Origin of the sequence: Rhizobium leguminosarum (assembly GCF_004123835.1) — a bacterium.
Taxonomy (GTDB): domain Bacteria; phylum Pseudomonadota; class Alphaproteobacteria; order Rhizobiales; family Rhizobiaceae; genus Rhizobium; species Rhizobium leguminosarum_M.
The window spans coordinates 58,426-72,378 of record NZ_MZMU01000019.1; the positions used below are offsets into that span (position 1 = coordinate 58,426).

12 protein-coding genes are annotated in these 13,953 nt (G+C 61.8%); 6 read left to right on the forward strand and 6 right to left on the reverse strand.

What is annotated here, in order from left to right; genetic code table 11:
* Window positions 1-404 precede the first annotated feature (404 nt).
* The 5 genes from B5P46_RS27165 (at window position 405) to B5P46_RS27185 (ending at window position 6,158) form a co-directional block, all read left to right on the forward strand.
* A complete protein-coding gene (locus tag B5P46_RS27165) occupies window positions 405-1,142 on the forward strand; it encodes a Crp/Fnr family transcriptional regulator (RefSeq protein ID WP_129421446.1) in 738 nt (245 codons plus the stop codon).
* Window positions 1,139-2,488: a glycosyltransferase family 4 protein gene (locus B5P46_RS27170; RefSeq protein ID WP_206735412.1), complete on the forward strand. Its 1,350-nt coding sequence runs from the start codon at window positions 1,139-1,141 to the stop codon at window positions 2,486-2,488. Before B5P46_RS27165 ends, B5P46_RS27170 begins: the two co-directional genes overlap by 4 nt.
* On the forward strand, window positions 2,485-3,729 hold the full coding sequence (locus B5P46_RS27175) for a glycosyltransferase family 4 protein (RefSeq protein ID WP_129421448.1): 1,245 nt from the start codon (window positions 2,485-2,487) through the stop codon (window positions 3,727-3,729). The genes B5P46_RS27170 and B5P46_RS27175 overlap by 4 nt, the downstream gene beginning before the upstream one ends.
* Window positions 3,730-3,798: 69 nt before the next feature.
* On the forward strand, window positions 3,799-5,280 hold the full coding sequence (locus B5P46_RS27180; RefSeq protein ID WP_129421449.1) for a lipopolysaccharide biosynthesis protein: 1,482 nt from the start codon (window positions 3,799-3,801) through the stop codon (window positions 5,278-5,280).
* A gap of 50 nt (window positions 5,281-5,330) precedes the next feature.
* Window positions 5,331-6,158, forward strand: a complete 828-nt coding sequence (locus B5P46_RS27185) for a glycoside hydrolase family 16 protein (protein WP_129421450.1) — start codon at window positions 5,331-5,333, stop codon at window positions 6,156-6,158.
* A gap of 242 nt (window positions 6,159-6,400) precedes the next feature.
* Here the strand turns inward: B5P46_RS27185 and B5P46_RS27190 are convergent, their stop codons facing one another.
* The 6 genes from B5P46_RS27190 to B5P46_RS27215 form a co-directional block, all read right to left on the reverse strand.
* Window positions 6,401-7,474: an ABC transporter ATP-binding protein gene (locus B5P46_RS27190; RefSeq protein ID WP_129421451.1), complete on the reverse strand. Its 1,074-nt coding sequence runs from the start codon at window positions 7,472-7,474 to the stop codon at window positions 6,401-6,403.
* Window positions 7,471-8,400, reverse strand: coding sequence for a PfkB family carbohydrate kinase (locus B5P46_RS27195; RefSeq protein ID WP_129421452.1), 930 nt, complete (start codon window positions 8,398-8,400; stop codon window positions 7,471-7,473). Before B5P46_RS27195 ends, B5P46_RS27190 begins: the two co-directional genes overlap by 4 nt.
* On the reverse strand, window positions 8,401-9,423 hold the full coding sequence (locus B5P46_RS27200; RefSeq protein ID WP_129421453.1) for an SIS domain-containing protein: 1,023 nt from the start codon (window positions 9,421-9,423) through the stop codon (window positions 8,401-8,403). It abuts the gene before it with no gap.
* Window positions 9,420-10,265 (reverse strand): carbohydrate ABC transporter permease, encoded by an 846-nt coding sequence (locus tag B5P46_RS27205; protein ID WP_129421454.1) that lies wholly within the window; start codon window positions 10,263-10,265, stop codon window positions 9,420-9,422. The genes B5P46_RS27200 and B5P46_RS27205 overlap by 4 nt, the downstream gene beginning before the upstream one ends.
* Window positions 10,265-11,149 (reverse strand): carbohydrate ABC transporter permease, encoded by an 885-nt coding sequence (locus B5P46_RS27210; RefSeq protein WP_129421455.1) that lies wholly within the window; start codon window positions 11,147-11,149, stop codon window positions 10,265-10,267. The genes B5P46_RS27205 and B5P46_RS27210 overlap by 1 nt, the downstream gene beginning before the upstream one ends.
* Window positions 11,150-11,222: 73 nt before the next feature.
* A complete protein-coding gene (locus B5P46_RS27215) occupies window positions 11,223-12,461 on the reverse strand; it encodes an extracellular solute-binding protein (protein WP_129421456.1) in 1,239 nt (412 codons plus the stop codon).
* Between the two features lie 223 nt (window positions 12,462-12,684).
* On the opposite strand from B5P46_RS27215, the gene B5P46_RS27220 reads away from it, so the two are divergent.
* Window positions 12,685-13,896: an ROK family transcriptional regulator gene (locus tag B5P46_RS27220; RefSeq protein WP_129421457.1), complete on the forward strand. Its 1,212-nt coding sequence runs from the start codon at window positions 12,685-12,687 to the stop codon at window positions 13,894-13,896.
* Window positions 13,897-13,953 lie beyond the last annotated feature (57 nt).

Sequence of the window (13,953 nt, forward strand, 5' to 3'; positions counted from 1 at the left end):
CTGTTACCAAGGTCATAATCCTTAACAAATTCTTTATGCTACTAACGGGCAATCGAGAATTCGGAGTACACCTTGATGGCCTTATATTCATTTAAAACGACAATCTAATCTAGTTCGTGGTGATTATCCGCTGATGCTTGTCTATCAGTTTTGATATCATCATTTCGATTATTGCCGCTTTTTATTCAGTAAGCCATTTTAATAGGCATTCATTTTCGATCGCGTGGCGGGTTTTTTGGCTTCCTTGAGATTTTGAGTCCTTTTACGGTGTATATTTTGTTTTAAAGTTAAATATATACTTTATCTTTGCGTCATATCTCCGTGATGTTATTTGACTCTCATATTAAGACAATATAAATGATGCAGTGCAGCATTGCCTATGGTTATCGAGTGGAGTTATGCGCATGGATGGGGCGACACACGCATCAGATCGCAGGGCCGGCATCGGCAAGGCGGCGGTATCGGCTAACGGCGGCATTCATCTGAACAGCCGCATCGTCATCGACGACGAATTCCTTTCCTGCCGGTCGAGCGTCCGGCGTTTCCGGCGCGGCGAGATCATCGCCGGGGCCGGCGTCCTCGTCGATACGTTCGCGCGCGTTCATTCGGGGGTGGTCAGCGCAAGCACGATGCTGCCCGACGGCAGGGAATTCATCGTCGAGATCATTCCGAAATCCGGCCTCATCGGCGAGCTCGAAGTTCTGCGCAGGCAGACATTGAGCCTCGAATACCGCGCCGGTTCCGCCTGCGAACTGCATTTCTTCGAAGGCCGGCTGCTGCGCGACATGTACGCCAGCGATCCCTGCTTTCGCGAAAAGGTCTTCTCCAGGGCGCTGGCGCGTATTTCAGAGCTTGAACTTCGGATCATTGCGAATGCGGCATCGAGCCTGCAATCGAGGCTGGCCAGCACGCTGCTGCGGCTCTCCACTGTTTATGGAAAAGATGCGGCAAACAGCGGCGACGAACTGATCATCTCGCAAAATGATCTGGCCGCGACGCTGCCGGCGTCCCGCGAGAAGGTCAATCAATGCCTGCGGCGCCTGCGGGAAGGCAAGATCATCGACGGGGGCCAGGGCAAGATCCGCATCCTCAACCGCAAGGCGTTGGAGGCCTGTGCCAACGGCGCGGTTTCGGTGAAGTGATGCGCCCGTCGCTTCCCGAGGCCCTCCGATCCGCCGCGAGCGTCGGCCGGTTTACCGGCCCCGGCACGACAAAGATCGATCGGGTGGTCATCATCGACGACTATTCGGTCGCCAGAGGTGGTGCGACGGCGCTGGCGGTGCTGTCCGCCAAGCTTTTTCGGGGGCTCGACATCCCCGTGACCTATATTTGCGGGGATGACGCCGCCAATGCGGATCTCATCGCACTCGGGGTCTTAATGGTCGGGCTGAATAGTCGCGATCTGCTCAGTGCCGAGCGTGCGAAGGCTTTCGTGACCGGCATTCACAATGGCGCCGCCGTCCGTATGGTCGCGAACTGGATTGCCGCAAACGACACCGCCAATACCGTCTACCATGTGCATGGCTGGCACCAGATTCTGTCTCCGGCGCTTTTCAGGGCGTTGATGCCGGTCGCCAGACGATGTGTGGTGCACGCGCATGATTTCTTCACGGCCTGCCCCAACGGCGCCTTCTTCGACTATCAGGCGCAGGAAGTCTGCCTTCGACGCCCGCTCGGCGGAGGCTGCATTGCGACGGCCTGCGACAAGAGAAGTTATTCGCACAAATTGTGGCGGGTTGCCCGCGGCTCCAATATCCTCCGGCGGCTGAAGGATCAGGCCGATTTCGGCCGCATCATCCTGCTGCACGAGAAGATGGCAAGCTTTCTCGTCGGCGCCGGATATCGGCCCGAACGACTGACGACGATCCGCAATCCCGTCGCTCCGCTCTCCATCAAACGCATCGAGGCGGAGGCCAACGAGGAGTTCGTCTTCATCGGGCGGCTGGACGAGGAGAAGGGCATAGAGGACGCCGTGGCCGCCACGCGCAAAGCCGGCGTCAGGCTCTGCGTGATCGGGGACGGGCCGCTGATGCCGCTGGTTGCGGCTTCGGGAGATCACGTCAGGGCCGTCGGCTGGCAGTCGCATGCGGAGATCGGCCCGACCATCCGCAAGGCGCGTGCATTGTTGATGCCGTCTCGCTATCCCGAGCCATTCGGCCTCGTCGCTATCGAAGCGGCCAGGAGCGGTCTGCCGGTCATCATGTCGCGTAGCGCCTTTCTTGCCGAAGAAATGCAAAGAGCCGGCATGGCGATCGCCTGCGATACGGCTGACGAAAGCGCCTTTGCCGATACTTTGACGCGATTTAGCCAAATGCCGAGGCACGAGGTCCGCGCCATGAGCGAGCGGGCTTTCCGGTTGTCGCCGGATCTTGCGTCGACACACGAGGAATGGCGCGACGCGCTTCTTTCCGAATACCACAGCCTGATTTCGACGAATGCGGTTCCCCAGCTGACAGACGGTGTGGCGATACAAGGAGTATTGAGTTGACCCTTAAGGCAACAACCTCTCTTCCCGACGCGAGGGCATTTCTCGGCGATGCGCCTGTCATGGCGAAAAGACGTGTCACTGAGGCCGGAAGCGCGAGCGATACCAAGCAGCTTCGCGTCGCCATCGTGCATTATTGGCTCGTTTCGATGCGCGGCGGCGAGAAGGTCGTCGAAGAGCTGTGCCGCATGTTTCCGCAGGCCGACATCTTCACCCTCGTCTGCAACCGGGATCGCATCAGTGATTTTCTGAAGACGCGGAACATCCGCACATCCTTCCTGCAGAAGATCCCCGGTGCAAAGCGGCACTATACCAAGATGTTGCCGCTGATGCCCTTCGCGCTCGAGCAGTTCGATCTGCAGGATTACGATCTCGTGCTGTCGAGCGAATCCGGACCCGCCAAGGGCATCATCACGCGCGCCGACGCCCTGCATGTCTGCTACTGCCATTCGCCGATGCGCTACATCTGGGATCAGTTCCATGTCTACCGCCATGGTCTGCCCTGGGTGGGTCGCGCTTTGATGTCGATCACCGCACCGATGCTGCGCGCCTGGGACGTGACGACCTCCTCGCGGGTCGATGTGTTCGTTGCCAATTCCGATTATGTCGCAAGCCGCATCCGCCGCTTCTACGACCGGGAATCCATCGTCATCCATCCGCCGGTTGCGACCGACGATTTTGCGGTGGGGAAGGGGAAGGGCGAGTTCTATCTCTATGCAGGACAGCTGACCACCTACAAGCGGCCGGATATCGCCGTTCGCGCCTGCACCGAGACCGGCCGGAAACTGGTCGTGATCGGCGAGGGCGATCAATTGGCCTATCTGAAGTCGATCGCCGGACCGACCGTCCAGTTCCTCGGCCATCAGCCCTTCAACGTTCTGCGCGACCACCTGTCGCGATGCCGCGCCCTCTTGTTTCCGGGCACGGAGGATTTCGGCATCCTGCCGGTGGAGGCCATGGCATCAGGGCGGCCGGTCCTGGCTTTCGACGCCGGCGGCGCCAGGGAAACCGTTTCCTCGCCGCAGGTCGGGTTTCGCTTCGCGCAGCAGACCACGGAAGCTCTGTTGGAAACGATGGCGGCGTTCGAAGAGGTGGAGGACGATATCGATCCGCATGCGATCCGCGCGCACTCGCTGAAATTCTCTTCTGCCGTGTTTCGCGACCGGCTGTCCAGCCTGATCGAGCAGCAACTGACCACCCATGGCGACCGATCCGCCGACATCTGCGGAAGACGACCGGGCTGACGGGAAGAAGTGGAGCTGCCCGTCTTGCCGCTGCGACCGAAACCGTCGACGAGGAATAGAAAATAGATCATGTCAAGCGTATCTCAGAGGACGGCGACGGCGAGTATCTGGAGCATCAGCGGAAAGTTCCTGGCGCGACTGCTCGATTTCGTCAGCCTCCTGATCCTCGCAAGGCTTTTGAGCCCGGCGGATTTCGGCCTTGTCGCCATCGCGACCTCGGTTCTGATCATCGTCGAGACAATCCTGGACCTGCCGCTGACGCAGGCCCTGATGCGCCAGCCGTCGCCTTCGGACGATATGTTTGCCACCGCCCTTACCCTCAGCCTGCTTCGAGGCGTGGCCATCAGCACGCTGATGATGATCATCTCCTGGCCGATGGCTCTGATCTATGACGATTCCCGGCTTTTCTCCCTTGTCGCCGTGCTCTCCATCGCGCCTGCTATGCGCAGTGTGATCAGCCCGCGCATGGTTCTGTTCATGCAGCGGTTCGATTTCAAACGCGAATTCGCACTCGATCTCATCACCAAAGGGGCGACACTGCTGTTCGGTGTCGGGGTGGCGGTCGCGACCGGCAGCTATTGGGGACTGGCAATCGGCGCGGTTGCAGGCCCGACCGCCGCGGCGATCACCTCCTATATCTTTGCGCCGATGCGACCGAGGTTCAGCCTTTCCGAGTGGAAGCACTTCCAGGACATGATCAGCTGGAACACCGTCTCGCAGCTGCTGAGTTCGATCAACTGGCAACTGGATCGCCTGCTTTTGCCACGCTTTACGGGCCTGTCGACTTTCGGCGCCTTCAGCGTCGCCGACAATATCGCGGGTATTCCATACCAGACCTTCGTCGGGCCATTGTTGCGTCCGCTGATGGCGGCATTCTCGACCGTCGATGACCGTCGCAATCTGATCGCTGCCTATCTGAAGGCGACGAACGCCATCACTTTCGTGGCAGCGCCCATCCTCATCGCGCTCGCTTTGCTTGCCGAGCCGGCCGTGCGGATCATCGTCGGCGAGAAATGGGCATCCGCCGCGCCGATTCTGCAGTGGTTGTGCATCGGCAGTCTGCTCGGTCTTCCGACGAACATGATGCCGCCATTGGCTATGGTGCTCAACAAAACCCGTTATCTCGCTCTCCGGATGTTTGCCGAGTTCGCCGTCAGGGTTCCGGTCACCATCCTGGGCATTGTCTATTTTCAGGTGGCAGGAGCACTGGGCGCGCGGATCGTGGCGGTGCTTGTCGCCTATGCCGCATCGCTGATCATCACGCGGCGGCTGATCGGTGCGACGTTCGCCGCTCAGTTGCACGCCTTTTTGCGGCCTCTGGCCGCGAGCTTGCCGATGATCGCTTTCCTGCTGTGGATGGAGCCGATGCTCGCCGCCATGCCTGTCGGCCTCAACCTGATCGTCAGCCTGGCGCTTTGCGGCGGGGCAGCAGTGGCGATCTTCTGGGCCTTCGCGCTGCTCGTGTGGCAGGTTGTCGGAAGGCCCGACGGCATCGAGACCATCGTCGTCCAAAGGCTCATGCCGCGACGAAACGGAGTTCTCATCTCATGATTGAGACAAGTGTCACCCAACGATTGGTTTGGCGTTTTCGGAGGAGCAGAATGCGTTACGGAATATCTTCTAAGGCTCTGGGTTTGCTTATCGTTCTTGGTTTGGGCGCGTTGCCCGGCCAGCCCAGCGTGGCCCAGGAACCGCTCAACATCGATGCGTACCAGCTGACGTTCGAGGAGAGTTTCGACAGTCTCGACGTCTCGGCCTGGGGGGAGAGAAGCTCCCGCTGGATCGCCCATACGCCCTGGAACGGCGATTTCGGTGACGCCCGCTTCACAGATCCGGCCCCCGGCTTTCCGTTTACCACCGATCAGGGAATTCTGAAGATCGAAGCGCGCAAGGAGGCCGATGGAACCTGGCGCTCGGGCCTGCTGTCGTCGGTGAACCCGAAAGGCGAAGGGTTCTCGCAGCAGTTCGGCTATTTCGAAGCAAAGATGAAGCTGCCGCCGGGCAAGGGTGTCTGGCCGGCCTTCTGGCTCATCGGGCTCGACCGGTCGAAATACACCGCCGAGATCGACGTGCTGGAATATTATGGACGCGCGCCCTACGAATTCAGCATGGGCTTTCATATCTGGCGTCAGAGCCAGGGCGGCCAGAACAGCACCGGCGGCCATTGGCAAAAGGTTCAGGACGGAATTTTGAACAGCGAATATCACACCTACGGCGTCGATATCCAAGCCGATAAAACGAGCTTCTACTTCGACCGTCAGTTCATCTGGAGCTTCGACACGCCGAAGGAATTCCACATGCCGTTCTATCCGCTGGTGAACCTGGCACTCGGCTCGGGTTGGCCGATCGATGAAACGCCGAATCCTTCCATTCTGCTCGTCGACTATATTCACGTCTACCAGCGCAAGCCCACTGACGCAGCGAATTGAACAACTGAGGGGGATAGCCGTTCCGTCGCTAAAGCGCGTCGCGATCTTTCAGATTCGCTCCTCGCGCTTTAGGTCCTTGTTTTTACGCACGTCGTTGTCGCAAAACCGCTGCACACTTTTGCGCGACATGCTCTAGAACAGGATGATTTTAGGCCGGGTCGGCCTAAAATCATCCTGTTCTACATTATATAGTTAGAGCATGATGTCGTCCGAAAACCGATCACACTTTTCGGCATCATGCTCTAGCGGCCGCAGCTGAGACCGGTTTCCGGGTCGAAGAGATGCATTGCCTCCTCGTCGAAAAAGAGGGTGAGCTTTTCGTTGTCGCGGATCGGCGTGCGTGGCGGCAGGCAGGCCATGAGGTGCTGATTTCCGGCAAGGGCGGTGACGACGAGTTCCGGGCCGGTCAGCTCTGCGACCTCAAGGGTTGCCTGGATCGACGGGCCAGTGCCGTCGGTGCGAAGCGCCTCGGGACGGATGCCGAGGATAAGGTCGCGGCCATTGCCGGCCGTCTCGCGGAAACGAGCGGGCAGGGGCAGGATCGCATCGGAGCCTGAAAGCGCCAGGCCACCGTCGCGCGCCGTCGCCTTCAGCAGGTTCATCGGCGGCGCGCCGACAAAGGTCGCGACATAGAGCGTTGCGGGATGGTTGTAGATCTCCTCCGGCGTGCCCAGCTGCTCGATGCGGCCGTCGCGCATGACGGCGATGCGGCTTGCAAGGGTCATCGCCTCGATCTGGTCATGGGTGACGTAGACGACCGTGGTCTTCAGCATCTGATGCAGCCGCTTGATCTCGGTGCGCATCTCCATGCGCAGCTTGGCGTCAAGGTTGGAGAGCGGCTCGTCGAAGAGGAATACCTCAGGCTTGCGCACCAGCGCTCGGCCGATCGCGACCCGCTGGCGCTGACCGCCGGAAAGCTGGCTCGGCTTGCGGTCGAGGAGGTTTTCGATCTGCAGGAGCTTGGCGGCATCACGCACGGCTCTGTCGCGCTCGGGTGCTGCCACTTTGCGCATTTCCAGGCCGAAGCCGATGTTCCGGTGCACCGTCAGATTGGGATAGAGCGCGTAGGATTGAAAGACCATGGCGATGTCGCGGTCCTTCGGATGCACGCCGAGCACCGAGCGGCCGCCGATCCTGACATCGCCGCTCGTCGCCTCGGCAAGGCCGGCGATGATGTTCAGCAGCGTGGACTTGCCGCAGCCGGAGGAGCCGAGCAGCACCAGGAACTCCCCGCTTTCCAACGAGATGTCGATGCCTTTCAGCGTCTCGACGTCGCCATAGGTCTTGCGGATGTTTTGAATTTCGAGCGCGCTCATCGCAAGGATTCCTGAAGAGATGTCGGGCCGCCATAGTTGCGGGGAAGAGTCGAGATGGCGCGCGAGGCAACCTCGGTTCCCGTCATCAGACAGGAAACCAGCGGCTCACCGCTTGCGAGCGCGGCGAGAAAGGCGGCGTTGAAGACATCGCCGGCGCCGATCGTATCGATGACTTCGACAACGGGTGCCGTCATCGAAACCAAGCTGCCGTCCGGCCCGATCGCGAGAGCGCCGTCCGGGCCGCGTTTGACGACGACGATCGCACCCGCCGGCATATGCGACCTGATGTGACGCGCGGCCTCGATCGGATCGGCAATGCCGGCAAGCGTCGTCGATTCGACCTCGTTCAGCAGCGCGACACCGCTGCGGGAGAGCCAGGCGCGTGTCGTTACGCAATTCTCGTCGGTCCAGCCGTCGAGCGGCCAGCCGGTATCGAGCGCGACGGTGATGCCATGGCTGTCGGCCCAGTCGAAGAACTTGCCGTATTCTTCTGTCAGATCGTCGGTCAGGAACGAGCCGCAGAGAAGCGCGTAGCCGCCCTGCAGTCTTGCGCCCTCGATGACCGCGAAGACGTCTGCCAGGCTGAAACGCGGCAGGTGGCCTCTCGTCGTGAAGAAGGTGCGCTCGCCGTCCGGATGGGTGATGCCGACGGAGAGCGTCGTTTTCTCAGGACGTACCGGCCACTTGTCGGAACGGTGGCCGAAGGCTTCGCTCAGCCAGCGGCCGAACTGATCACTGCCGATATTGGCGGCGATCTCGAATTCGACGCCGAGCGCTTGCCAGGCGAGCGCGCTGTTGCCGGCGGCTCCGCCGACCCGCAACTCGTCATGGTCGACGATGATTTCCGTCCCGGCCTTCGGCCAGGGGGCGGCCGGTCCAAGGATCAGGTCGACATTGACGTTGCCGATGACTGCAAGCGGCCGCATTCATTCGCTCCGGGTGATTTTGGTGGATCGAACCGGCGTTCCGGCATTCTCCACGCGGGCATCTGCAAAGGCGATCATCAGCCGCTGGGCGACCGGCAGCATGGCGAAGATCGCGGCAAGGCCCGTTGCCGGAACAAAGCGGATCGTCACCGCGCCGGCGACCGGCGCTTGCCCGGATGCGTCGAACAGGATGACCGGAGCGCCGGTCTCGACGGCGGACACTGCCATTGCCGTCACCAGGTCGGCGGTTTCGTCCATGCCTCGAAACAGCACAACGCCGATCTCCGGCCCCAGCATCTCCATCGGACCGTGGCGCAGCTGGCCGCCTTCGAGCGAGAAGCAGGGACGGCGCGACAGCTCGGTCAATCCGAGCGCGAGCGCCTCGGCGATACCCTGCAGCCGGCGGCCTGACGTGACAATGGTCGCGACGTTTTCGAGCGCGGTGAGGGCGGCGGCGATGTCATGGTCTTCCGGCGTCTTGAGGGCGGCAAGGGCGGCGTCAGGATCTTCGCCGAGGGCGGCGAGGATCGCCAGATGCAGGGCGAAGGTTACCGTCAGGCTGCGGGTCGCGGCGAAGGCAAGCTCGGTGCCGCCGCTGCCCACCAGCGACGGGGCAGTTCTTGCGAGGAAGGAGCCGCCTTCGAGCGTCAGGCCGAAGGTCTCCTGCGTGCCGCCGGTCTCGCTGAACCAGCGCACGACCTCAGCACTTTCGCCGGATTGCGAGGTGACGAAGATTGTCCTGCCGGCCATCGGCAGCGGCTGGCCGAGTTGCTCGGACAGCGGCAAGGCGAGGGCATCGATGCCGAGCGCGCGGTAGAGCGGCTCGACTGCCCGGTTGACGGCATGCGAACCGCCCATGCCGATCAGCAGCAGCCGGCCGGTCCGCTTCAGCGATGCAGCGGCCTTGGCGGCCATCGGCCGGTCCGCTTCATAGGAGGCGATCGCATCGGCATGCTGGCGTGCCATTTCGCGATCGATCGCTATAAGTCCGGCCGGCCGGATTCTTTTGTCTGTCATGTTCATCCCTTGACGCCGCCGCTGGTGAGCCCCGAAATCAGGGCGCGTTGCATGACGAGACCGATCAGCACCGGAGGCAGGGCGGCGAGCACGCCTGCCGTCGCGATCAGTCCGTAATCGGAAACGCGGCCGCCGGCGAGATCGGCAATGGCGACGGTCAGCGTCTTGGCGCGCTGGTCCGAAGTGAAGAGCAGCGCATAGAAGAATTCATCCCAGGCAAGCAGGAAGGCAAAGAGGCTTGACGTCGCCACCACGGGGGCCGCCAGCGGCAGCGTGATGATCCTGAGCGTCTGGAACAGGCCGGCGCCGTCGATCATCGCGGCGGATTCGATCTCGCGCGGGATGGAATCGAAACCCGACTTCATCAGCCAGGTGGTAAAGGGCGCAAGGATGGTGAGATAGACGAGGGCAAGGCCGAAGACGTTGTTCAGCATGCCGAGATGGGAGAGGCCCATATAGAGCGGCACGGCAAGCGCCACCGGCGGCAGCATGTAGGTGGCGATCACCATCGACAGCGACCAGCCGACCGAAGGCGTGCGCGACACAGCCCAGCCGGCCGGAATGGCGAGTGCGATGGCGGCGATCGTCGCCATGCCCGCCACCTCGATGCTGTTGCGCAGCGACGAGGTGAAGGCGGCGCCGGCGCTGTTTTCGAGCGTCGAGAGCAGCACGCCGTAGCGAGAGAAATCCGCCGTCTGCGGCCACCAGCGCAGCGGCTTTGCCGCAAGGTCGGCGGCCGGCGAGATGCTCATGATGAATAGCCACAGGATCGGCGCCAGGATGACGGCGGCAAGCAGCAGCGCGCAGAGGTAGATGAAGGCGGAAAAGAGCGGGCTCTGGCGTTCCATCAGGCAGCACTCCCGGCCGTCTTGCGCACCAGAGCCGCATAGCCGGCAGCAAGCAGCGTCACCAGCAGCGTGACGATCAACGCCAGCGATGCACCCAAGCCCGCCCGCTGGAAGGAGAAGGCTTCCTGATAGACGAGGATCGACAGGGTGCGCGTGCTGTTGGCCGGACCGCCGCGGGTCATGACCCAGATGATGTCGAACACCTTGAAGGCCTCGATCGTGCGCAGCACCAGGGCCACCATCAATGGACCGGCGAGATAGGGCAGGATGACGAAGCGGAAGCGGGCGAAAGCGCCGGCGCCGTCGACCAGCGAGGCGGCGGTGATGTCGCGCGGCACGGCCTGGAGTGCGGCGAGCGCGATCAGCGCAACAAGCGGGAAATTCTTCCAGCAATCGGCGACGATGAGGGCCGCCAGCGCCGTGCCCGGTTCGCCGAGCCAGGAGCGGTAGGCCTCCAGCAGGCCGAGTTGGGTCAGCGCGGCGTTCAGCGCACCATACTCCGGATTGTAGATCAGCCGCCAGAGCGTGGCGTTGACGACGGTCGGCAGCGCCCAGGGCAGGATCATCAGGGCGCGAAGCGCGGTGCGGCCGCGAAACTGCTGGTTCAATAGCAGGGCTGCCAGCACGCCGATCACCATTTCGGCGGCGACCGAGACGATCGCAAACCACGCGGTGGTGATCAGCGTGCGCTGGAAATTCGAGCCGGAGATCATCTTCACGTAATTGTCGATGCCGACGAAGTTTCCTTCCGTGCCGACAAGCTTGGCGTCAGTGAAGGAGAGGCCGACGGTATCGATCAGAGGCCAGCCAATGACGGATATCATGACCACGAGAAGCGGCAGCATCAAAAGCCACGCGCGGGTTGTCAGCCAAGTGCCCGACATCAAGGCGACCCTTCTTCCTTATAGGTTTTGGAGACCGGGCGACGGCAGGTGCCGCCCGGGTCTTCATGCTTGATCAGAGGCCGCTATTGTCGGCGGCCGACTTCAGCGCGTCCTCGGGAGAGGACTGGCCAAGCAGCGATTCCTGGATCGCCTGCTGCAGCGCGGTCGAGAGCTCCTGATATTTCGGCGTCGTCGGACGCGGATACATCGCAGCAAGGCCGATCTTGGCGGCGGAGATCAACTCTTCCTGGCCCTTGGTGACGGCCGGGTCCTCATAGGACGACGCCCAGATCGGCAGGCTGAGCTTTGCATAGGCATTCTGCGTCGCCTGCGAGGTCATGAAGGTGATGTATTTCCAGGCCTCATCAGGATGCTGGCTGGCCGAGGTGATGCCGAGGCCCATCGAGCCGTTGACGGCCGACGCCTCGCTCTTGCCGGCAATGCCCGGCGCCGGCACGACGCCGACCTTGCCCGCGACCTTGCTGTCCTTCGGATTGTTGGCCATGTTGTACATGTAGGTCCAGTTCAGCGCGAAGGCGGCATCGCCGTTTTCGAAGACCTTGCGGACGTCCTCTTCCAGGAATTCCTTGGAATTCGGATTGGTCAGGCCCGAGGAATAGCTGGCAACCATGTATTTCAGCGCATCGAGGCCGCCGCCGGTTTGGAAGGCCGGCTTGCCGTCCTTCAGGAAATCGCCGCCATAGGCGCTGACGAGCGTAGTGTAGTCGCAGATCGCGGCTTCGGCTTGCGACCAGCTCCAGGCGATCGGCGTGGCGAGCAGGCCCTTGTCCTTGATCGTCTTTGCCTGCTCGGTTAGCTCGTCCCAGGTTTTCGGCGGCGCCTTGATGCCGGCCTTTTCGAGGATTTCCTTGTTATAGAACAGATATTTGGTGTCGAGGATCCACGGCATGCCGTAATATTTGCCGTCATATTGCACGGTGGTCCAGGCACCCGGCAGCACGCCCTTCTTCATCTCGTCGGTGACGCGAGAGGAGACGTCGACCAGGACCTTGTTGGTGGCGTATTCGGCCGGCCAGATGACGTCGAAGAGGACGACGTCGTAACCGCCGCCGGAACCCTGCGCCAGCACCGTCTTGTCGTGCAGGCCTTCATAGGGAACGAATTCGAGATTGACCTTGATATCAGGGTTCGCCTTGGCGAAGGCGTCGGTCATGGCGCGCACATCGGCCTCACTATAGGCGGCCTGCGCCATGAACAGCGCGTTCAGCGTCGTTTCGGCGAAAGCGTGCGGTGCAAAGGATGCGCCGATCAAGGCCGCACCGAGAAGCGTCTTGTTAAAGGATTTCAGCATTGCAGCCTCCAGTTTTTGACATTTACGCATTGCCGAGGGCGGTCCTCCGCCATCGGTGTTCGAGAGGGCACGCGCGAAAAGCGTGCCGGTTTGTCGTCTCGGAGCGTCGTCAGAGCCGTTGCCCGGCTCCTGCGTTCCCTGGAACTCTCCGGTTCCTCATTAAGTCAAGTGTCTTGACTTATTACTTCTTCAACATTCTATTGGAGTCAAGAGGGAATTGCACATGAATGACAGCCGCCCGATCCGGGCCAAGAGCGGCACCAATCACGAAGGCACCAGCGCCCATAACCGGCGCGTGATGATCGATGCCCTCAGGGTCAACGGTGCGCTTTCACGCGCCGACCTGGCGCGGGCGACGCGGCTGACCAAGCAGACGGTGTCCAATATCATCGAGGAACTCGAGCGCGACGGTCTCGTCAGTTCGCAAGAGGCGGTGAGGAGGGGCAGGGGCCAGCCGGCGACACCCTATCGTCTCGTGCCCGAAGGCGCCTTTGCGATCGGCCTGCAGATCGACCGGCATGTGACGCGGGCGGTCGCCGTCGATCTTGTCGGCAGCGTTCTCGTGCGTGATGAGGCCGGCCTGCCACCTGGAGGTCCGTCGAACGGGACGAGGGTCATCCTCGATCTCGTCGCCGGCGTACGCTCAAAGCTTGCTGGGATCGTCCAGCAATCGGAAAAGCGGCTGGTCGGCCTTGGCGCCGCCATGCCCGGGCCTTTCGGGGTCGCCGGCAGCGGCGACGATCCGTGGATGATGGAGGCCTGGCAGAAATTTCCGTTGTTGGAAACGCTGACAGCCGGCACCGGGCTCGATGTCGGCCTGCAGAACGATGCGGCGGCGGCGGCGACCGCCGAGCGCATGGTGGGAGCCGCCCATGGCCTCGACCACGCCGTCTGCCTCTTCGTCGGCTATGGCATTGGCGCCGGCCTCATTCTGAATGGCGAGCTCTACCGCGGCACCAACGGCAATGCCGGCGAGATCGGCATGGCGTTGTTGTTTGCCGACGGCAAATCGACGCCGCTAGAACATCGCGCTTCGTTGGCCTCGCTCTATCAGCATCTGTCCGTCGATCCCGCCGATCCTCATCTCCATGCACGCATCAATGATCTTGCCTTGAGAGGCGATCAAAGCATCCGCGCCTGGGTCGAAGCAGCGGCAGTGGACCTGCGCTGGAGCATCCATCTCATCGAGACGCTGTTCGATCCGCAGACGGTGATCCTTTGCGGCAGCGCGCCTGAGGCGCTGGTGAACAGGTTGATTGCGGCAATCGGCCCCTTGCTGCCCTCGATCGCCGAACGTCGTGGCCGGACGCTGCCGCGCCTGCAGCCCGGCATGGCCGATCCCTGGTCGGTGGCGCTTGGCGCTGCCGCCGGACCGATCAGCCGTGCATTCGATCCGCGTTTTGCGGCGATCCTGAAGGATTCCATTCAATCCTGAGGCCTGAACCCTGGGGTTGCACACCAGTGCAATGGCAAAAATGCGGGTGTTTTTACA